Genomic DNA, 21592 nt, shown 5'->3' on the forward strand with positions numbered 1-21592 from the left:
ATGGGTGTCTTGAAGAAGGCGACGATCTGTCAGGTCTACGACAAGAAGACCGGACCTCCGCCTGCCGGAGCACAAACCGCCCCGGTCGAGGTGCAGTTCAATCCGACGACGTTGAAACTGCAGTACACCAACGAGTCGACCGGTGGAGCCACCACGAAGGCGCCGAACCGGCAGAACGCGGCACAAGGTAACGCCGTGCTGTCGCTGGATCTGGAGTACGACACCGCTGAGGGCGACGAGAACGGCCAGTCCCTCGATGTTCGGGAAAAGACGAAACACATCGTCGCTCTGGTACGCCCCCCGAAGGGATCCAAGGGCGCGCCACCGCCCCGCATCAAATTCGTCTGGGGCAAGCTGAGTTTCGAAGGCAATGTCACCAGCCTCACCGAAGATCTCGACTACTTCGACGATCAAGGACGGGCACTGCGTTGCAAGCTGAGCTTGTCGATCAAAGAGCAGGATCTCCGGTTGCAGCTCTCGCCGGCCGACGCTGATGCCGAGGCCGCGACCAAGCCCGGGCAGAACACCACGAACGGCACGCCTGGGTCCGCGCCGACCAAGAGGCCGGTCCAGACGACGCCGGCCAAAGCGGGTGAGAGCGTGCAGCAGGCGCTGACCCGGCTCAACGCCGACCCGGCAACGTGGCGGACGGCGATGGCCGGATTGACGAGCCCACTGGCGCTGTCCGCCGGTGCCCAACTGCAACTCGGCGCCGATGTGTCGGTGGGCGCCGGCCTTTCGGGCGGCGTCGATGCGGCGGTATCCGTCGACGCAACCGGAGCGGTCGGGGCCGGCGCGGAGGTATCGGCCGGATTCAGCCTCTCCGCCGCGGGCGGCATCGCACAAGCGGTCAACGTGCAGGCGTCGGCGAATGCCGATGCCGGCGTTGTCCGCGCACGTGCCGGTTTTGCCGTGCCGGCGCCTGCCACGGTGTCGGCGGGGGCGTCCCTGGATCTTGATCGTCGCGCTCAGACCTATGGCTGGTCGGTGCCGCTCAAGCCCCAGGTCAGGATTTGGACAGCGTAATGACCGTGCATGTCAACGAGATTCATACCGACGTGAGCGCCTCGTCGTCCGGTGGCGGACCGGCCGCGGGTGCGGCGCAGGGCGGCGGCCGATCCAGCGATGACGTCTGGCACGAGTCTCGGGACCGTGCCGACTGGCTGGCACTTCGGGTACGGGCGGAGGCGTTCAGTGACTGAACCTGCGATCAGCTTCGGCACCCCGGTGTTCACGGTGAAGGGCGAACCGGTCCCTGACCTGGCGCGTGACTGCGTCAAGATGGAGATCGACGAGGGTGTCGAAGGACTCAAGACGTTGCGGCTGTACCTGAATGCCGCCGGACCGGGTGCTCCTGGGCCGCCCGAAAAAATGCAGTACCTGGATGGCCGGCAGGTCGATTTCGGGGTGGCGCTCCAGGTGGCGATAGGGCCCCGTAGTGGTCAACGCGTCGCGTTCGACGGGGTTATTTCGGCGATCGAGGCCGTCTTCGCCGATGCCCAACCACCTTTGGTGGTGGTCAGTGCCGAGGACATGTTCATGCGCTTGCGGATGACCCGACGCTCGCACACCTACACCGACGCGACCGATGCCGACATCGTCGATGAGATCGCCCGGTTCCACGGGTTGCGGGCCGAGGTCGATGCCGACGGACCCCGCTACGACGTGGTGCAGCAGTTGAATCAGAGTGATCTCGCGTTCCTGCGTGAGCGGGCCCGACTGACCCGAGCCGAGCTGTGGTGTGACGGCAACGTGCTGCACTACGCGTCCCGGACCAGGCGAAACGGCACCAAGCTGACGCTGGTCCAGAGCAACGAGCTGCTCGGGATCCGGCTCTGTGCCGATCTGGCACACCAGCGCACCGAGGTGGTGGTGACCGGCTATGACGCCCGGACCGCCGAGACCATCGAGGAGAGAGCGGATTCCGCCGTGGTGGCTGCCGAGGCCGCACCCGGTCGGGTGGGCCCCGATGCGCTGGAGAAGGCGCTCGGCGCAAGTGTGTCGCTGCGGGTCCGCGAAGTGGCGTTGAACTCGGCGGAGGCCGCCGCGTATGCCAAGGCCGAAATGCTGAGGCGGGCGCGGGGCTTTGTCACGGTGATGGGCACGACCCGCGGGACACCCGATATGACGGTCGGCAGCATCCTCGATCTGCGCGCCGTCGGTACCGCCTTCGAGGGCGGTGGCTACTACGTGACGCGGGTACAACACACCTTCGACCTGGAACGCGGCCTGCGCACCCATTTCGAGGCCGAACGGTCCACCGTCAACCTGGCGTGATGCGGCGACGCTGTGGTGACGCGGCCGGGCGATCATCGACGGTAATGCGCGTGTAGTCGAGAAGAGGTGGGACAGTGGCGCTTCCGATGCCCGACGACGGTATGGCGCCGGGTTACTTCGGTGTCTACCCGGCGATCGTCACCGATATTGTGGACGATGACCAGTTGGGTCGGATCCAGGTTCGATTCCCGACGCTGGGGCACGCCGGCGATCGTGACGTGCGGGCCTGGGCGACCTTGTGCTCGCCGTACGCCGACGACGATCAGGGCTTGCAGGTACTGCCCGAAGTCGGCAGTCAGGTGGTCGTCGCGTTCGAGGCGGGCAACTTCCGCCGGCCCTACATCATCGGCGCGGCCTGGCACGGCAAGGCCGCCGAACCCAGAAAACCTGCCAGGGCGAACGACATCAGGGTTCTGCGATCCCGCCGCGGCAGTGAACTGGAATTCGACGATCAGGCCGGTGCGGAGAAGGTCAGCATCACGATGGAGAGCGGGCACAAGGTCGTGCTCGACAACTCCGCCGGCGACATCACCATCCGCCACCAGAACGGCAGCAGCATCGTGCTCGATCGGGTCGGCAACGTGTCTGTACACGCCAATGTGATGGTGAAGGTGGATGCACCCCAGGTGCTGGTCGACACCGCAACGGCGACCTTCACCAACACCATCGTGTGCCAGACGATCACCGCAGGTGCGTTCGTCATCTCACCGGCATACACCCCGGGCGTGGGAAACCTGCTGTGACCGCCGAGGCCGGGTTCCAGATTCGGGCGCCCTGGTATGTCCGCGAGTCCGGAGCCTTCGGGCTGCGCGATGCCAGGTCACTACGGCCCAGCATCCAGATGTATTCCGGCAGTGACTTCGTCGACCACATCATGGCGGACGCCTCGGTCTATCTGACCCCGAAACCTGAGGACTACTGGGGATATCCCGTTCCGGTGAGCCCGTTCGGGACGGGACGTTCGCGGTTGTCCACCTACAAGATGATGCGCACCAAACTGCGCAAGCTTTTCCAGCCCAATCACGATCGCTTCTACGCCGTCACCGTCGAGGTGTTCTGCGATCAACCCGGCCTGCCGCGGGCGGGCGGGCACGACGACATTCAGGTGTCGTTTGCGATGCGCCGCCAGGTCGTGTCCTTTGCCGACGACGGCAAGTCGGTGCGCAAACTGGCCGCCGCACTTGTCAGTTCAGCGGCCAAGGTGGCGATCACCCCCGACATGGAAGATCCCGACCTGCGCGAGGTGTGGTGGAGTGACAAGGCGGCCGGCGAATTCGCGGCGCAGAACCGACTGCTCATCGATGCGGTCACGCCGCAATCAGATCGGGAAGCCTGGGTGAAAACCGGGCAGTCGGGGGAGTGGAAGCCGTGTGACGGCAAGGGGCCGATTCCCGATGAGCAGACCTTCACCATGTGGCGGCTGCCGGCGCGCAAGGACGATTGTGCGGCGGCCGGGACCCGGTCCCTGTGGTTCGGCATCATCCCGACGTACTCGTCAGACCACGGAACGAGCAACGACGGCAAGGACTTCGGGCCGAAACTCGATGAGCACGGCATCTACGAGATCGTCGCGTTCGTTACCCAGAAATCGGCGCGGGGTCACGAGCACTGTCCACCGAAAGTATGGTTCAGCGCACCCAGCGAGCCATTCCGGTTGGCGGCACCCATGGACCCGGACGGCACCAAGAACCGGGTCATCTCGATTACGGTGCCCGATTTTCGTGCGCTGGCGGCACGTGCCGGACAACCGATGGGGCCCGGCGGTTTACGGATCTCGACGCCGCCACGGTCGCAGATGGTGTTCAATCCGCTCGGCGGGATCCCCAAGCCGAAACAGGGAAACATCGGAGCCGGTGGCGGGATCTGCTTCTTCGCGTTCGAGCTGTTCTTTATCGTTGCGCTGTTCCTGTTCCTGATGTTCATGCCGATCATCGTGTTCGCGTTCCAGCTGTGGTGGATGCTGGCGCTGCGGTTCTGTATCCCCCCGTCGATATCGTTCAGTGCGCTGGCAACGGCCGCAGCGAAGGGTGAGTTGGACATCGCTGCCAACGCCGACTTGCGATTCCAGGTCGAGCTGGCGTTCGGGGCCGGTTTCATCGACGAGGCCGGCACGAAGAGCACTGGTTGGTACGACGCCTTCAAGGAGGCGAAGCCTGCTGGTACCGAGCGGAATACGTTGGTCAGTGATGTCGCACTGGCGGCCGATCCCGCCGCCGGGGTCATCGAGCCTCCCGCGCCGCCGGGGACCGATTCCCTCAAGGACCCGTTGTGTGGTCGGTGAGTGGTGACCGCCGCCCACCTGACAGCGCTCCACCACGACAAGCCGGCGTCGATTCACTCGCTGGTTCGGCCCCACGGGCCGACCGGTCGAGCGCCCTCGCGCACGATGTCGCGCACGTCGTTCCGCAGCCATCGCACGGGCGTTCGGCCACCGAGATCGAGGCTGACGCGATAGCCGACCGGGTTGTGCAACCGGACGCGTCCCGCCAGACGAGTGCTTCGCTCGGTCCGGTGCTCGAGTCGGTACGAGCGGTCACCGGTGTCGACATCGGGAACACGCGACTGCATGACGCGCCGCATCTCACCCGAACTCTGCGGGTTCAGGCGTTCACCCGCGGCTCGGACATCTTCACCGGCGGCCGCGCCAGTGGGCGCGTGCTTGCGCATGAAGCCGCCCACGTGGCACAACAGGTGGGGCGCGGAGTGCGCAGGGTCGACGGGTGGTCGGACCCCACCATCTCGACGCTGACTGCGCCGGAAGTGGCAGGTTGGACCGATGCCCAGGTGCGCGAAGGGCTGGCGTTGATCCTCGACCAGATCGCACCGGTGAATCGCAGTGTGCCGGAAGGGGACCCGGATACCGAGCACGAGAACCTCCGGCTGCTGGTCGTCGCCGCGATCACCCGCCAGATCGGTATCTCGGATGATCTCCTGGCCCGCTTGCCGGTGCTCTACGGCCCGCCGACCGCGAACGTCGCCGAGATCCTCGCCCGTATCGATTTCCTCGGCGCGATGCTGAACGTCGGATTTCCCACCGAGGCGAAGACCGTCGCGGGCCGGCTCAACGACTATCGTCAGCTTCTCCCGTGGCTCGACACCCCGGGCCTGCAGCAGGCCAGAAGCGACGTCGACGCCAGTGCCGTGGCGGTCGAGACGGCGGCGCGGATACACAGGCTCGCAGTCGATCCCGGTGGCGGCAATGCGTCATTCTCCGCCTCCGTGGTGGCAGTGAACGGTGCCATCACCCGGATGATCCGCGGAATTCTGACACCGCAACTGTCCACATTGGTTGCGGACGTGGAGACCGCCCGTGACGCCTGGCTGGAACAGATCGCGGACTCATTCGCCAGGACGATCAACGAGGTGAGCCAAAAGATCTCCACACCAATCGATCCCGAGGGATACGGCAAGTTCTCCACGGGGCTGCGGTACAACGCCGTCCGCCCGCAACGGGACACCATCGCGGACCTGGAATCTGAGCGGGACACCGTGACGGCGGGGCTCGGGAAACTGGTCACCGACCACCCGTCGCCGTCAGCACCGCTCGAAGAGCGGCTGGGCTATGTCGTGACGAAAGGGCCCCTTCTCGATGACCTGTGCGCACGCGCGGAGAACATCCTGATGGGCGTTGCTCTGTGCGAGCAGGGTGAGGTGCTGGCCGAGGCGATGTGGGAGACCGAAGGGGATTTCAAGTCGGTCACCGTCATGACGAAGTTGTCCGCAGCGCTGTTCAATCTGGTCCGCCGCGGCCACGGCGCCGCAGACCGGGCCGAGGTCCGCCGGCAGGCCGAGGAGGCCTTCGCCGGGGCGGGCGATCGTGCCGATACCCTGCGCTTTGCCCAACGGATGGTGGTCTGGATCGCCAATATCGGTGCGACCTTGCTGGGGATCGGTGCGATGCGTGCGGTGATGGCGGTTCCGGCGATCGCGGGGCTCGGCCGGACCGGTGCGACGATCATCGGCTCGCTGGCATTCACCGGTACGCGGTTGGCGATCACGGCCAATCAGGGGCGTCCGGTCACCCTCGGCGGACTCCTCGAAGACGCAGCCAAGGACTACCTCCTGCTGCGTCTGCTCGGCGGGGTGGATGCCCGTATCGCGGCACGGGTCGGCGATACGGGGCTGCTCGCCGGCGCCGCACGACTCGGCGGTACCTACGGCACTCTGGTCGGTTGGACGCTGACGTGGAATGCGCTGCAGCCCGGCACCCCTGGTCCAACGGGCGCGAAAACAGCGTCGACCGGCGAGGTGCTGGTCCATACTGGGGTCGACCTGGCGCTGTTCATGATCGCTGAAGCGTTGGTGCGCGCCCCGGTGCTTCCCGCCGGGGAGACCACAATTCAGCGCGATGCCGCCGCCTCCAAACAGGCTCGCCTGGAATGGGAGTCGTTGCGCAAACAGCTGCAGGCCGGCGGCGAAGCGCTTCGGAAGTGGCTGAATGGACCGCGTGACAACGTCGCGGCCGGCGACAAGTCCATCGTCGGGGTGGTCGAGCTGCTCGGCCGCACCAAAGGTCTGCACGCGCGGTTCGCCGAACTCGGTGAGATCACGGCTGCGCAGCGGGCCCAGCTCGACGGCCATGCCGACGCGATGTTGGAAACCGTGCGCAATGCCCGTGACGAGGTACGGATGGACGTGCGCAGTGCCGGTCCCGAGAGCTGGTCCTACCGAGGATCGGCCGAGAACATCGCGGCATACCTCGAGCGTCTGAGAACGCAGGGCAGACTTACCGAGGTCACGCCCGCAGGTAACAACATCTTCTCTGTCCGTGACTCCGACGGCACGATTCAGTGGTTCTTCCCTGCCGGGACAGGGCCGCCGGTGGTTTTCGACGCCGTCGCCGACGCTGTGAAAGTCTCCGCGCCCGATGTGCCCGACGTGATCCGCGGCAAGGCGATCACGCATCTGCGCGGCGCGAAGTGGGGCGACCTCGGTACCTTCGCCGGCAGCTTGCGGCCCGGACGTGGCTCAGGCTTCGTCGGGTGGGCCGCGCGCGCCGACGCGGGCCGGGCGTTGGCCGACAACAAGCTGCCGATGCCCGTTGTCCGGGTGCTGGCTGAAGGGCCGCCCCAGCAGCTGGCTCCGATTGCGCGCGGCGACGCCACCGTCCTGCCCGAGTGGTATCGGCAGTGGAGTTCCGTGCATCCGGATAAGCCGGCGCAGGAATTCGTCACGGCCATGACGGACATGATCGCGTGGCGGGGCAGCCTGGAGGGGCTCAGCACGTGGGAGATCGGCAGCGTGATGAGCCGTCGTGAATACGCGATCGTCCCGCACGAGCTCGCGCTTACACCACCGGCGGCCAGCATGGGGGTGCCGGGTGCCAAGACCTCGGTGTACACGCCGGATATCTTGGGACAGTTGAAGAACGAGGCGGTCGCGGGCGCGCAGTACCACGATGCCATGCGCTATGACGCACATTTCGTCGTGGAGATCGTGGACGGCCGGATAGCGCGCTTGTTCGAGATCAAGCCCGACGGCACCATCGTCCGTCGCGTTCCCGTGGCCGAACACCTGGCGACACTGCGCGACATCTTGGGCAAGGTCGAGGCGACCCGGGACGAAGCGTCAGCCCGAACCGAGCTGGCCCGGTCCGACCCGCTGCTCAAGGATCTTGATGCGTTACTGGATTTCCGCGAAGGCGTTCCGGCCAACGACATCCACCTGATGGACGCGCTTGCTCACCACCCGCTGAGAAATCCCAGCGGTCCGGCGCGGCCCGCGTTCGAGCCCACGGCCAAGCCTCGCAAACCCTCCGAAATCATGTCCGCGCTGAGCGATTTCGGTTTGGAACCGCACGAGATCGTGAGCTTCGGGGGCGAGGACGCCTCCACCCTGGGGACCCGCTCGGCGGGACGGGTGGCACGGTTGGGCGAGCATTTCACCCCGGCCGATCTGAAGGCTCTGGGCAAGTTCCTCTGGGAATCCGACCTCGTGCTCAGCGACGCGATGGTCGATGCGTTGATCGGCAAGGTGGCGCCCGGTCGGCTGCCCTCAGCGTTGAAACACATCGAGATTGCGCTCGAGCATGCGGCCGCGACCGAGACCGCCTTCGATATGGAAGGCGCGCTCGGCGTTACGGAAACAGCGCCGCGGTCACCGCGCGATGACGCCGGTGACTTCCGGCGGGAGCCCGCCTGGCGGGTCGCCGAGCGGGAACTCGGGCCCGTCCTGGAGGCGATGTTCGGTCCGGGATGGGTGACGGGCCGGATCCAGGCTCCCGGGGCACGGCCCGGCGAGACCCTGGGCAGCACGGTGCCCGAATACTATCGGCCTGATCCAAGTGGGCAGGGCGGCAGGTCTTTTGAAGTCAAGCGGTTCGATGTCGCCGAGCTCGGCATCGACCCCGATGGCCAGGTGACGGGTACACCGTCACAACGGTCCACCGACGCGCTGGCCCGGGCCCGTCGGCAGGTCGAGGGGCGCCGCTGGGGCATGTCCGGATACGAGCAGAACATCGTCTTCAACGTGACAGGCCAAGGGATTCGGGACGTCGCCGCCGTCGGACGTCAGCTGCAGGCGCTGCTGGAGTCATCGATGGTGCGCTACGACAACGTATACGTGCAGAACGGAAATCAGTTGGTGCAGATCCAGTAGTAGATAACGTTGCGGTGACGTGAGCTGAGGATCGTCCTTGGCGTGGACCGTGATCTCGGCAATGGCCGACGGCTCTCGGATGCCGAACGTCGCCTACTCGGCGACGACAAGACCTTCGACGCCGACCGGGTCCGCCTGCACACGGGGCCTGAAGCCGCGGAATCGGCCGTCGCGCAGGGCGCATCGGCCTACGCATACGGTGACGACGTGGTGTTCGGCCCCGGCAAGTACCGACCGGGGACCCAGGAGGGGGACGGGTTACTGCGCCACGAACTGGCTCACGTCGTCGCCCAATCACGGACCTCGGCGCCGCCGAAGATCGAGCGCGACGTCGATCCGCCGACATCGGGCGGCACGTGGACGAAGGACGAAGCGCAGGCGAACTTCACCATCGTCGCGATGAACCGCTTGATGGCGAGCAGCATGCATGCGGGTACGACGATTCTGGGACCAGGATTTGAATCCTGGTCGAATCCTTCGATATTCAAGATCCGGGCGCCGGAGACGCTGCGCCTGCACAACACCTTCTGGGTCGATCCCGGTGATGCCGTGTTCCCGAGTGATCAGTTCACGGTCGCGATCACCAACGACATGACGTACACGGCCAAGGACGGGACGGTTCTCGCCGAAGCGCATTATCGCGACGACCATCCACGCTATGACGGTCACCGCACGGCACTCGATGTGTCACTCGGATCCAAGACTCCCGCGGCGAGGGACATGCCGATCCATCAACTCCAGATCGATCGGGCGGGAACATTGCAGTGGAGCGTCTACTTTGATTTCGGCACGACTGGCAAGTCCATCATCGTCGTCGCCGACTTCGAGATCGAAACGGACAACCCGCCGCCTGCCGCCGGAGCGAGCCCGGCAACGCCGGGAGGCGACGAGAAGCGGCCACCCTCCAGTAATCCGTTCCGGCCGTTACCCGCACCAACGCCCCAGAACACCGTCGGCCAGATCACAGTGCTGACCGAGTTGATCGAACGTGCCCAGGACGCAGCGACCAAAGATCGGCTGGTGCGGACGCTGCGTGACCTCCTCGCTTCCTTGCAGCCGGTTCTGCCCAAGGATGAAGCGAAGAAGATGATCGACGACGCCATACGGCGGTTCATCAAAGACGGGATCAAGGACGGGTTGATGAAGATTCTGGAACTGGTCGTCGGTCGTTCCGCCACCCGGATGCCCGACGGCCCGCCGCCGACCGGACCCAATGTGCCGCAAGCTGATCTCGGTGAGCACAAGACGCCGCAGCTTACGTTCCCCCTCGACGTCATACCGAAGCCACGGACCAAGCTCGGATTCGAGTTCAAGGACATCCGTGGCACGCAGGTGGGCTCGTTCATCAGATTCCACCTGGTGGTGCCGGCGGATTACGACAGCCTGGGAGACGGCGGGGCCAAACGGATCGTTGTCGTCCCTGCGGGAGCCACCGACGGTCCTCCGGTCACAGTCAAATCGCTACCCGTGACGGCGAAAGGGCCTATCGAAGTGGAGATCCGTGCGCCGTCCGAGCCCGGCCGCTATGTGTTGGAGGTGTGGGCAGGCATGACGTGGGTTGACGAGTACACCGTCGATATCGTCCCGGCAACGCCCCGGTGACGCCCGGCCGCCGACACTGCACGCATGACCTCCAACGTGGCTGACGCGTGGCTCGGTACCGGCCTGAGTTTCCCTATGCGGCCCGAGAAGACGGGGCTGCTGCCGACGGTTGACGGCATGGATCTGGTTCGGCAGTCGATCGAGATGATCCTGAACACCGAGCCGGGGGAGCGGATCATGTTGCCCGACTTCGGGTGTGGTCTGCGCCGGTATCTGATGGAGACGAACTCGTTGATGACTCGTTCGGCGATGGAGAGCGATATCACCGCGGCACTGGAGAAGTGGGAGCCGCGGATTCGATTGACGAACGTTGCGGTGACGCCGGGTGAGGAACCTTCTCTGGTATGGATCGAGATCGCCTACGTACGGGTTGCCGACCGCAAGCCGGACAACCTGGTGTACCCGTTCTACCTGACCTAGGGGCGTCGTCATGGCGCTGATCAGTCCGATACTCGACAACCGGACCTTCGAGCAGCTGCGCCAGGAGCTGGTTGACCGCATCCCGGTCTACACCCCCGAGTGGACGAACTTCAACCGCAGCGATCCCGGCATCGCCCTGCTCGAGTTGTTCGCCTATCTCGGTGAATCACTTCTCTACCGGTTCAATCAGATCCCGGACACCACCAAGGTCGCGTTCCTGCGGATGCTGGGTGTCACGCCACGCAATGCGGAACCGGCCGGCACCGTGGTGGCCTGCAGTACAGAACTTCCCGAGGGCGTCGAGGTTCCGCGGGGCAGCATCGCCAGTGGCGGCTCGGTCAAATTCGAAACGCAGGGGGACATCGTCGTCTGGCCGATCACCGTGATCGCCGCAGCCAAGATTCGCGTCGCCGACGCCGATACACAGGCCGAACAGGACCGCAGGTCTGACGCCGCCCACCGGGCGAATCTCGATCCGACGATGGCCGCCTTCTACGAGACCGCCCAGATACCGGCAGACCCGACCGAACCTGGTGCCGCGCCGGTCGACATCAGCGCGAGCATCGACCATTTCCTCTGGATCGCCGTGCAACGCACGAAGACCACCGACCTGTCCAAGCTGTCCGGGCGAGGCGTGTACATCGGGATGGCGTTCGACACGACGGTGGCCGAACCGTTCGCGCTGCAGAACCTCGACGCGGCCGGCGCCGCGGCATTCGCGTCACCGCAACTCACGGTGGACCCTCCCGCGATGTTGTGGGAACTGTGGCAGGGCCCGGACGCCGAGGCGGCGTTCACCACCCTCGACATCGGTGACGACACCACGCGCGGCCTGACCACCACGGGCACCGTCGAGGTCATCCTGCCCAAGACGCTTCCGGTGCTACCGGTCTACGACCCGGTCAACCCCGGTGGCGGCGCCGACAGCCCACCACCCCTGATCGATGAGAAGGACCAGGCCAACGTTGTTGCGTGGCTTCGGGTATCCCGACCGGCGCAGGTACACATCAATGATGCGATCCGCAATGTCAGTTGGATCGGGGTCAATGCCGTCGGCGTCATCCAGTCGTTGACGGCGACACCGGAGTTCCTCGGTACCGGTGACGGCGACACCGACCAGCGCTTCCCCTTGGCGCAACGGCCCGTGCTGCCGGGCACCGTCGAGCTGGACGTCGAAGAGACCGACGGCTGGAAGCCCTGGACGGAGGTTGCGCCGTATGCGACCGGCGGCGTCGGCGCCTCCACGTTCACGGTCGACTACGCCGCCGGTGCGGTGACTTTCGACGGTAAGGAGGTGCCGCAGCGAGGCCAGCGGATCAGGACACGGTCGTATCGATACGGCGGCGGAGTAGCGGGAAACGTTGTCGCGAAATCGATCTCGAAGATCGCTACCGCGGCCGCCGGAGTAGATGCCGTCAATCCATTCCCTGCGACGGGAGGGGTGGATCCCGCCTCCCTGGCCGACGCCCTCGACGAGATCCCCGCGCGGGTGCACCGGCGGGACCGTGCGGTGATCGCCGACGATTTCCGTGATCTCGCGTTGGAGGTCGCCGGGGTTGCCCGGGCCGAGACGCTGCCACTGTTGCATCCCGACACACCCGATGTGGCCGCGGCCGGTGTGGTCAGTGTCGTGGTGTTCCCTACGGAGGACCAGCAGAACCCGTCGGCACCGATGCCCGATTTCGTGTTGCTGCGCAGTGTCGCCCGCTATCTCGATGTCCGTCGGCTCGTCACCACCGAGTTGTACGTGATCCCGCCGACCTATCGGAAAGTTGTGGTATCAGCGGGAATTCAAGTCAAGTCGGGCTATCAGGTGGATGCGGTCCGCCGATGGGTCGACACCATACTGCGGCAGTATCTGTCTGGGCTGCCACCGCTGGGCCCCGACGGGAACGGGTGGCCGCTGGGGCGGACCGTACGTCGAGCAGAGCTCGAAGCCGTGGCGGTACAGGTCGAAGGCGTCGAGTACATGACAGGGTTATTGCTGGCGGTCCCGGGCTCGACGGGCTACCACACCGTGGAGACGGTCGAGCTCAAGCGTTGGGAGATGCCCGAGATCGTCGGCCTCACCGTCGTTTCCGGTGAGCCGCTGCCCGCCGGTGTGCCCTACGAACCCGCGCCACCGGAAACCGAACCCGTACCGCTGCCGCCGGACGTGTGCTGATGGCCGCCGACCGAGCGTTGAGCCTGGTGGTCGAGCCCGAACAATGGGCGGACTGCCAACTCCACGACACCGTGCCCTTGCCGGGCGGTGGCGTCGAACTCGGTTGGACGGATCGGCCCCAACCCACCTCGTGCCCGGATGAGCGTCAGACTGTTCCACCCGGCGGGCTGGCATTCGACCATCAGTGCCGGGCCTACCGCAGCCGGGCGCACGCCATCGATGTACTGAGCCCCGGCTCAACGGAACGGCGCACCGTGCCGGGGTTCCCGGCACCGCGCGGCCTGGCCGTCGACGAGGCAAACCGGCTGTATGTCGCCGACGGGGCCGAACGTGCGGTCCGCGTGCTCGACCTGGATTCCGGTCGTGTACTTCATCGTGTCGTCATGTGCGGGGCGCCGGTCGACGTGGCCGCGCAGTGCGGCGGGGTGGTCGCGCTGATACCGGGTGCCGAAACACTGTTTCTCATCGAGGGCAGAAGCGGGCTCGCGATGGGGCCGGCCCTCGTGCGTCCGTGCTATCCGCATGGACTGGAGGCGATCCGGGTGTCGGCGGGACCGATCATCCTGTGGCGCAACAGCGGTGGTCAGAGCGTAGTGACACGTCCGGACGGCACGGTGCTGATCGAGACCACCGGGGCCACCGACCTGGACATCATGCCGGACGGAACGATCGTTGTGGCCGGCGTGCCCGGGGACCCCTTCCGGCGATGGGAGCCGACGGGTGGCCTGGAACTGGAGCCGGTGGGCGCACCGGATTTCGACGGCGGCGCCATCTGTGTAGATCCGCGCGGACACGTCGCGTACACCACTGTCGCCGGCATCCGGTGGACAACCGGATCGGTCGCCAAGCACCTGACCGAAGGGACGGTCACGATCGGTCCGCTCGACAGCCGGGTGGACCGGACCCGCTGGGGGAGAGCCTTCTTCACCGCATGTCTGCCGAAGGGCACGGCGATGTCCATCCGTGCGATGACGGCCGATGACGCATCGACGCGACCGATCTTCGACGACGCCACCGTATTCGGTGTCTACCGCCGGCCGCAGCACGACACCTGCCCTGACGAGTTCCCCCTCTATGAGGCGCCGGTGCATGCGCCTCGCGGCCGCTACCTGTGGTTGGAGGTGGCGCTCAAGGGCACCGAACGGGTGACGCCGCGCCTGCGGGCAATCAGGGTGGAACGGCCGGGGCACGCCTTGCTCGAAACCCTCCCGCGAGTGTTCTCCCGCGACGAGAACAATCCCGACTACCTCTTCCGGATGCTGGCGCCCGCCGAGGGGATGCTGCACGACCTCGATCAGAAGGCCGACCGGCGTGCTGAGCTGCTGCTCGATCCGGCGACCGTGCGAGCCGATCTGTTGCCTTGGCTGGCGAGTTTCCTCGGGCTGGTGCTTGATCCGCGGTGGCCGGAGGGGGCGCGGCGGACCCTGCTGGCCGAGGCGTTCGATCTGTTCCGCTACCGCGGTACGGTTCGGGCGCTGCGGCGGATGGCCGACATCTATCTCGACCGCCAGACACAGATCATCGAGCACTGGCAGCTACGGGGTATCGGCGGGACCGTGCTGGGCACCACCCCCGATGGCGACAAGACTCCGAACATCGGTGCCTCCGTGCGTGAAACAGGCACCCTGGGCCGATTCACCGTCGGTGGCACGGTTCTGCAACCGACATCGTTCGCGACCTCGGCGCACAGGTTCACGTTGCTGATACCCGGGAATCTCACCGATGAGCAATGCGAAGTGCTGACCGGCCTGCTGCAGACCCAGGCGCCGGCGCACACCGCCGGTTCGGTGCAGGAACTCGGCGCAGGCATGCGGGTAGGCACCGTCCGGGTCGGCATCACCTCGTTCGTCGGCCCGGCCGCCGACTGGATCCCGCTGCGCCTCGGTGAGGTACGTCTGGGCGCCGACGGCATCATCGGTACCCCGGCCATCGGCAGCCGGTTGGGCCAGGATTCCTACGCGGGACAGGTCCTGGTCGGATGACGGAGTTGACGATCGATCGGCTCACCGCGACCGCGGTGGCGAACGGCGATGACCGGGCCGGCACTGAATCCCGGATCAGCACCCTGCTCCAGCACGTCGCAGCGAGCCGGCTCGACGCCGCACTGGCCGAAGTGGCGCTACCGCAGGGGTACTGGTGTGTTCGCCGGCTCGACGTCGCACTGGCCCTTGACTTCGACCGGTCCGATGCGGCTCTGGAAACGCAGTGGTCACGGGCGCTCGTCGATGCGGTCGCCGCAGCGCTCGCCGACCGGTCCGGCGGTCTCGTGTTCTATCCGAGGATCGTCGATGCCCTCATCGATCTCCTGACCTCAGCGGTACGGCACGACGACGGCCACGAGTGGGCCTGGCGCCAGGTCGGGCTCCTGTCCCCGGCCGATCGCGGCGTGGGCGAGGCAGGCACGGACCAGGCGCGGGTGGTTCTTGCCGCATTGGGTCGACATCCACGGGACGCGATTGCTGCGGTGGCAGCCTGCGTTCGAGCGATGGGCGCGACATCCCTGCACCGGGTGTTGGGCGCCACCGGCTGGACCGAGTTGGCGTCGATCGCCCTTGGTGCACTTGGCGGTTCCACCCGCATCGCGCCGGGCGTCACCGGCCTTCCGGACAGTTCAGCCTCCCGGACAGTCGTGCTCGAATCGTCCCCGGCCCAACACCCCGGCACATCCGCGAAACGTGCGGCGGCACTGGCCGGCGATGTGGTCGGCCGTTCCGTCCTGGCGGCGGCGCTGGCCCGGATGTCCATTCGGGTCGAGCGGCCGCTCGCATGTGCATGGGCGGTGATCGCCATTGCGGAGGCGGCTCCGTCAGTCCTGTTGCGCACTGACTCGGACACGGTAATCGCGGTGGTGGCAGATCATTTCATGCGGTCTGAGGACCGGGCGGCAACAGGCTTCCTGGGTGCGGACAGGCGATCCGAGGCTGCGGCGTTCGACGCGACGCCACCGGCTACAGAGTCGGGAAACTGTGAGCCTGCCGCGGCCGACGCCGACCGGGATGAACCCGCACAGACACTCTGGGCGGGCGCGCTGTTCTTCCTCAATACGGCCGCGAATGCCGGTATCCCCGACGAATTCTTCACCGATCCGGTCCTGGCCGGATGCCCGTTGTGGCGCTTCCTCGGCGCGCTGATCCAGGCGATGGTCCCGATCTCCGCAGGTGACCCGACCCTGCTCGCGCTATGCGGGCCACCCCGGCCCGCGGAGCCGCTCACCGATGAGGAGCAGGGGCGGGTTGAGACGTACGCGTCCCGGTGGCTCGCGGTAACCGCGGAACGCATGGATGTGACCGACGAGGACCCGGCGGATGTCTGCATGCGCGTTGCTCTCCGTCGCGGCTCGATCGTTGCGGACCCCGGATGGATCGACGTGCATCTGGACCTTGATGACGTCGACATCGACGTGCGCCGTGCGGGTCTGGATCTCGATCCCGGATGGATACCGTGGCTCGGTTGCGTCGTCAGGTTCTGCTATGACTAGCACGCTGGCGCCGACTGGACGGCCGAGCAGCCTGGGATTGTCAGCGCTGGCATCCGACATCGCCATGATCCTCGCCGACGTCGTCGCCGCTGCGGGCAGTAAAGAATCGGGGGCCGCGGAGACGGCCGGGTTCCTGCGTGATTGGGCGACGACCCGTGACGCGACAGCTCTGTCGGGACCCGATCCGCTGTGCAACGTCGTCGAGCGTTACGGGCTCACCGACCCCGAGCGCGATCTGTTGCTGCTGGCGGGGCTGCCCGAGGAACACGAGGGTCTCGCGGCGACGTTCCGGGCGATGGGGCCCATCGGGGAACCATGGCCGACCTTGGGCATCGCCGCACTTGTGCTGGAGCGCAAGGAGATCGATCGGCACACCCTTCGCCGGATCATCTCGACCGGTCAGCTGTGCGGTCAGGGCATTGTCAGGATCGGTGGCAATGCGCCGTTGTTCGAACAGGTGCTACGGCCGGCCCCGGGCATCTGGACGGCCCTGCACGGTCACCGCAGGCTGCCCGATGCGGTGCGTGGAGTGGATATCGGCGCAGTGCCGCCGGGGCTGGCCCGATGGAGTGCACTACCCGCCGTGCAGCGGGCGGCCGCCGCGCTGACCTCACCGGGGGCCCGCACCGTGCTGGTCCAGTCGCAGGACGAGACCGTGGGTCTGGCGCGGTGCGCGGCCCTCGGCGAGACCGCCGGTGTGCAGTTGATCGCGGGCCGGGCCAAGGCCTATGACGGCGAAGCGATCAGGCTGCTTGCGCTGCATGCCGCGGCCCACAACGCTGTGGCACTGCTCGTCGTCGATCCGTTGACCGAGCCTGCCGCCGGATCCGCTGTTCTCGACATCGATGATGTGCCGGGGCCGCTGCTGGTCTGCGCGCCGCCAGGATCGCTGCGGGTAGGCCGGAACCGGCCCGTCATCCTGGTGCCGCTCGGCCCGGTCACCCCCGCCGACCGGCGCGACGCCTGGAGTGCGGCACTACCCGAATTCGACAGTGCGGCCTCCTATCTCGCGGCCCGCCATCCGCTCGACCCGGCGTTGACCGTGCAGGTGGCCCTCGATGCCCGGGCCGGGTATCGGTTGGGCGACGGCGACACGGATGTCAGCGGCATCTCGGGATTGATCCGGGCCCGGGCCGGGGTCAGCCTGCCGGCCGGCGTCGAGCTGTTGACGCCGTCGGTGCCGTGGGAACGGTTGATCCTGCCCGACGACGCCGGTGTGCAACTGCACGAGGCCGTTTCGCGACTCGAGCACCAGGCCCAAGTGCTCGAGGACTGGTACCTGAATGGTCAGGCCCGCGCGTCGCGCGGATGCCGCCTGTTGTTGACGGGTCCGCCGGGGACCGGCAAGTCGCTGGCCGCCGAGGCGCTGGCGACCGCTGCCAAGACGGACCTGTTGCAGATCGACGCCAGCCAGATGGTGTCGAAATGGATCGGGGAGACCGAGAAGAACCTTGCCGCCGCATTCGACGTCGCCGAGCGAACCCAGGCGGTGCTGTTCGTCGACGAGGCCGACTGGTTGTTCGCCGCCCGCACGGAGGTATCCGACGCTCACGACCGCTACGCCAACCTGGAGACCGCATACCTGCTGCAGCGGCTCGACCGATTCGACGGCCTGGTGTTGCTGGCCAGTAACCTGCGCAACAACATCGACGGTGCGTTCCTGCGCCGCATGGACTTCGTCATCGACCTGCCGCTGCCCGACGAACCCGCGCGCCTGGCGTTGTGGTCACTGCACCTGCCGGCCGGGCATCTGGCCGACGACGTCGATCTCGACGTCCTCGCCCGGCTGTACCCGGTGACGGGCGCGGCAATCCGCAACGCATCCATCGCGGCGGCCTTCATGGCCGCATCCGAGAACCGGACAGTCACGCAGAACCACCTCATCACAGCCGTGCGTCGTGAATACACGAAGGCCGCGATGCCGTTCCCCGGCGAACCATCGAGGAGACGAAATGACCTGTAACCACACCGAAACGGTGTCCTGCACATGCGACTCGTGCATCACTGACCTGGCCTCGAACCCGTTTCTCGCCCTCCGGGTCGCGTACGGAATGTTGCTCGGGGAGGACGACTTCCGGGTCCTCGCCGGCAATCCTCGTGGCAAGCAGATGCTGCACTCGGCCTGGTTGCACCGGTCCGGTGTGGTCTGGGGCTACCAGGCGTGCATCGAGGGGAGACGGGAACTGCGCGTCACCGCCGGACTGGCGATCGACGGGCTGGGACGTGAACTCATCCAGGAGACCAGCTGGTGCGTCGACTTGCGCGACTGGGTAGAGCACCACGGATCCGTCGTACCGGAAGGTTGTGGCAAGCGGAAGTTCACGGTCTGCCTGGAGGTCGCTTTCGACTGCTGCCGCACCGCGCCGGTGCCCACACTGGCCGACCCGTGCGACGTCAGCCGTAAACATGACGACTACTCCCGGGTGGTCGAGACCAGCAAGCTGAGCCTGCGACCCGGACACTGCATCACCGGACCACAGCCGTATCACCGCGTGCGGGTCCTGCTCGGCATCGACGATGTCGGCGAGTGCGATCCGGCCGGTGAACAGGCTCTGCATGCCCGGCACCGCGCTGCCGCGGCACCGCCCGGCGAACGCCCTGAGGTGCTGCTCGCCGCGTTCCGCGCCCTGGCTGCACTCGACGTCGCCGAGATCGCGCCACCGGACGACCCGATGACGGGGCATTCGACGATGTATCCGGTACTGCCCGAGTGCGCCGCTGTCGCGCTCGCGTGCGTGACGATCGTGGTGGACGACTCGAGCGGGTGTCTCGAAGTGGTCGACGCACATGTCGACCCCGCCTGCCGCACAACGCTGTTGCCGACCGCGACCATTCAGGAGCTGCTGTGTGGTCTGGCACCGGCGGTGATCGGTCCGGTCGCCGAGGACGCCGGAGGGCCGCGCGTGCGATTCGTCGAATGGTCGCAGGACGAAACCGTGTGCACGATCCACCTGACCAAACCACTCAACCCGGGGTCGGCGGGCCGGCGCGCCGTCCGGATCACCTCGCTGTCGCACCGCGGGTGGGTCGACGAGGACGTCGATACCGTGCACTACCGGCCCGGGGAAGAGCGAATCGTGGTGACTCTTGCCGACGCGCCTGCATACGACACGGTCCGGGTGATCATCCACGGCACCGGTCCGACACCCGTGTTCGGGGAGGACCCGTCAGTTCCACTGGCCGGGCTGGTCGATGACCCACCGGGCTCGCGCAACGACGGCCACGACGCGGTCCTCGTTTTCGAGAAGCCGCTCTATCCGACGGAGGCAGCACAATGACCACCTGGAAACCGGTGGACACGTCACCACAAGCGGCCCCTGCGCTGCCGCAGCCGCCGGAAGTGACGGTCGCCGACAGTGGGCTGCGGGCACTCAACGCCGCGAACGGTCTGTTCCTGCGCGCCGAGCACCTAGGTCAGATGCAGGCGTACGCAGAGGAATTCGCACTTCTGGCCGGTGTCGCAGCGGGTCCCGGCGTCGATTACGGATACACCGTGGCACTGGACGGTCCCAACCTTCACGTGGCGCCGGGCCTGGCGATCGACGGTTCCCGGCGGCCGCTGCGGCTGGTCAGCGACGTCACCCTGAAACTCGACGCCCTGCCCGAACTCGGCGCCAACGAATTCTGGGTGGTCGAGGTGGTCGCCGCCGACCCGCGAGCCGCGGGCAGCGAAGCGGTCTACGGAACACTCTGCAGCGACCCGTGCGGCGGGGCCACCATCCGGCCGTGGCTGGACGCGGCGGTGACGATCAGGCTCAGCCGTGACAGCCTCGACGGGCTGGCCGGCGCACCGGCATCATTGAAGCGAAACCGGCTGGCGTCACGGTACTTCGAGCGGGAACGGTCCGGCTCGGATCCGTGGCTCACGCCGACCGGTGGGGGCCGTCCGGTCGGTGGGCCGCTGGGTAGGCTGTGGCGGGCCGGGGCTCCGGAATCGGCCGCACCGTCCGGCCCGGTGCGGCTGGCGGTCCTGTTCCAGGTCGGCGGAAAGTGGGTGGTGGACACTTGGACTGCCCGCCGCGACATCGGCGACGGACCGGCCCGGGCGGTGTGGGAGAACCGCCTCGGGTTGCGGCCGTGGAACGTCTTCATGGCGCAGGTACTGCAATTCGAGGCACAACTCGTGGATACCGGAGCCGGGCTGACGGTCACGGGTGGTAGCTGCGAGGACAAGCAGCGCAAGCTGATTCACGACTTCGAGGGCCTGCTCCACCAGAAGGGAAGGCAGACGCGGCTGGCCGACGAGCTCAAGAGTTTGGTCGAAGCGCAGCGCGATCGGCTCGACGAGGAGCTGCGCGAGGCGGCATTGGTGAGCAGCTTCGAGGAACTCCCGCCGGCAGGCGTCCTTCCCCGGCCATCGGATCAGGCCCCGGATCAGTACTTCAAGAGCTTGTTCGGTACGGCGGTCGATCTGGAGGTCGTCGAAGTGCGGGCCGACTGCGCGCTCCGGGCGCTCGAACAGGCCCAACACCTCGACCGCATCCCGGTGGCGGCGGGAACCGCGCCACATCCGTTCGTGCAACTGCTGGTGCCCGTTGCCGCCAGGACCGACCTCACCCAGCTGAAACCGCAGGGGGAATACCCGTGGATGGTGTTCGTCCGGGCCTGCGGGCCGCCGAAGGTCGACAAGGTGCCGGTCTATCTGGTGGACGTGGAGGAATTTCCGGGTGCCGGCAGGGGGTCGCGATGGTCGGTGGTGGGGAAATGGGTAGGGGAACACACGGAACTTCTCCTTTCGGCGAGCAAGGTGGCGACATTGAGCTTCCCCGTCGATGCATGGGCACGCCCCCAAACCGACACCGAATTGGGCAAGTTGCAAGCCAAAGTCGACGAGAGCACCGATTACCGGTTGATGGTTCTGGCCACCACCGCGTCGGGTTCAAACCATCGGGTGGCACTGATGTCGGTGCGTTCCGGACTGCTCGGCGTGGACCTGCTGCCGTTCGATACGTGGCGTGAGAACGAAGTGATCGTGCCGGCCTACGACCACACCCGCCTCGCCGAGGCGATCTTCATCATTCGAACCCCGCAGATTCGGTAGCGAGTCGGCAGTC

Annotated in this window: 14 protein-coding genes; all 14 read left to right on the forward strand. The window is 66.7% G+C overall.

Annotated elements, in window-relative coordinates:
- The 14 genes from ACWEFV_RS03015 to ACWEFV_RS03080 all read left to right on the forward strand — a co-directional run bounded on the left by ACWEFV_RS03015 (position 1) and on the right by ACWEFV_RS03080 (position 21579).
- A complete protein-coding gene (locus ACWEFV_RS03015; RefSeq protein ID WP_450069005.1) occupies positions 1-1026 on the forward strand; it encodes a CIS tube protein in 1026 nt (341 codons plus the stop codon).
- Entirely contained in the window at positions 1026-1202 is a 177-nt protein-coding gene (locus ACWEFV_RS03020; RefSeq protein ID WP_167857822.1) for a hypothetical protein, read from the forward strand. Before ACWEFV_RS03015 ends, ACWEFV_RS03020 begins: the two co-directional genes overlap by 1 nt.
- A complete protein-coding gene (locus tag ACWEFV_RS03025; protein ID WP_450069006.1) occupies positions 1195-2277 on the forward strand; it encodes a phage late control D family protein in 1083 nt (360 codons plus the stop codon). The genes ACWEFV_RS03020 and ACWEFV_RS03025 overlap by 8 nt, the downstream gene beginning before the upstream one ends.
- A gap of 74 nt (positions 2278-2351) precedes the next feature.
- A complete protein-coding gene (locus tag ACWEFV_RS03030) occupies positions 2352-3020 on the forward strand; it encodes a phage baseplate assembly protein V (RefSeq protein ID WP_450069007.1) in 669 nt (222 codons plus the stop codon).
- Entirely contained in the window at positions 3017-4558 is a 1542-nt protein-coding gene (locus ACWEFV_RS03035) for a hypothetical protein (protein WP_450069008.1), read from the forward strand. The genes ACWEFV_RS03030 and ACWEFV_RS03035 overlap by 4 nt, the downstream gene beginning before the upstream one ends.
- Positions 4546-8874 carry an eCIS core domain-containing protein gene (locus ACWEFV_RS03040; RefSeq protein WP_450069009.1) on the forward strand — a complete coding sequence of 1443 codons (4329 nt, stop codon included), beginning with the start codon at positions 4546-4548 and terminating at the stop codon, positions 8872-8874. Before ACWEFV_RS03035 ends, ACWEFV_RS03040 begins: the two co-directional genes overlap by 13 nt.
- Positions 8875-8916: 42 nt before the next feature.
- Complete coding sequence (locus tag ACWEFV_RS03045; protein WP_450069010.1) at positions 8917-10476, forward strand: eCIS core domain-containing protein; 1560 nt, start codon at positions 8917-8919, stop codon at positions 10474-10476.
- A gap of 24 nt (positions 10477-10500) precedes the next feature.
- Positions 10501-10896, forward strand: coding sequence for a GPW/gp25 family protein (locus tag ACWEFV_RS03050; protein ID WP_135453952.1), 396 nt, complete (start codon positions 10501-10503; stop codon positions 10894-10896).
- A gap of 10 nt (positions 10897-10906) precedes the next feature.
- Positions 10907-13060: a putative baseplate assembly protein gene (locus tag ACWEFV_RS03055; RefSeq protein ID WP_450069011.1), complete on the forward strand. Its 2154-nt coding sequence runs from the start codon at positions 10907-10909 to the stop codon at positions 13058-13060.
- Positions 13060-15042 carry a phage tail protein I gene (locus ACWEFV_RS03060; RefSeq protein WP_450069012.1) on the forward strand — a complete coding sequence of 661 codons (1983 nt, stop codon included), beginning with the start codon at positions 13060-13062 and terminating at the stop codon, positions 15040-15042. Before ACWEFV_RS03055 ends, ACWEFV_RS03060 begins: the two co-directional genes overlap by 1 nt.
- Positions 15039-16538 carry a hypothetical protein gene (locus ACWEFV_RS03065; protein ID WP_450069013.1) on the forward strand — a complete coding sequence of 500 codons (1500 nt, stop codon included), beginning with the start codon at positions 15039-15041 and terminating at the stop codon, positions 16536-16538. The genes ACWEFV_RS03060 and ACWEFV_RS03065 overlap by 4 nt, the downstream gene beginning before the upstream one ends.
- The gene (locus ACWEFV_RS03070; RefSeq protein WP_450069014.1) at positions 16531-18501 is read left to right on the forward strand and encodes an ATP-binding protein; all 1971 of its coding nucleotides are present in this window, start codon (positions 16531-16533) and stop codon (positions 18499-18501) included. The genes ACWEFV_RS03065 and ACWEFV_RS03070 overlap by 8 nt, the downstream gene beginning before the upstream one ends.
- Positions 18491-19816 carry a hypothetical protein gene (locus ACWEFV_RS03075; RefSeq protein WP_135453956.1) on the forward strand — a complete coding sequence of 442 codons (1326 nt, stop codon included), beginning with the start codon at positions 18491-18493 and terminating at the stop codon, positions 19814-19816. The genes ACWEFV_RS03070 and ACWEFV_RS03075 overlap by 11 nt, the downstream gene beginning before the upstream one ends.
- Positions 19813-21579, forward strand: a complete 1767-nt coding sequence (locus ACWEFV_RS03080; protein ID WP_450069015.1) for a hypothetical protein — start codon at positions 19813-19815, stop codon at positions 21577-21579. The genes ACWEFV_RS03075 and ACWEFV_RS03080 overlap by 4 nt, the downstream gene beginning before the upstream one ends.
- Positions 21580-21592: the final 13 nt, after the last annotated feature.

Source organism: Mycobacterium sp. NPDC004974 (assembly GCF_053600815.1).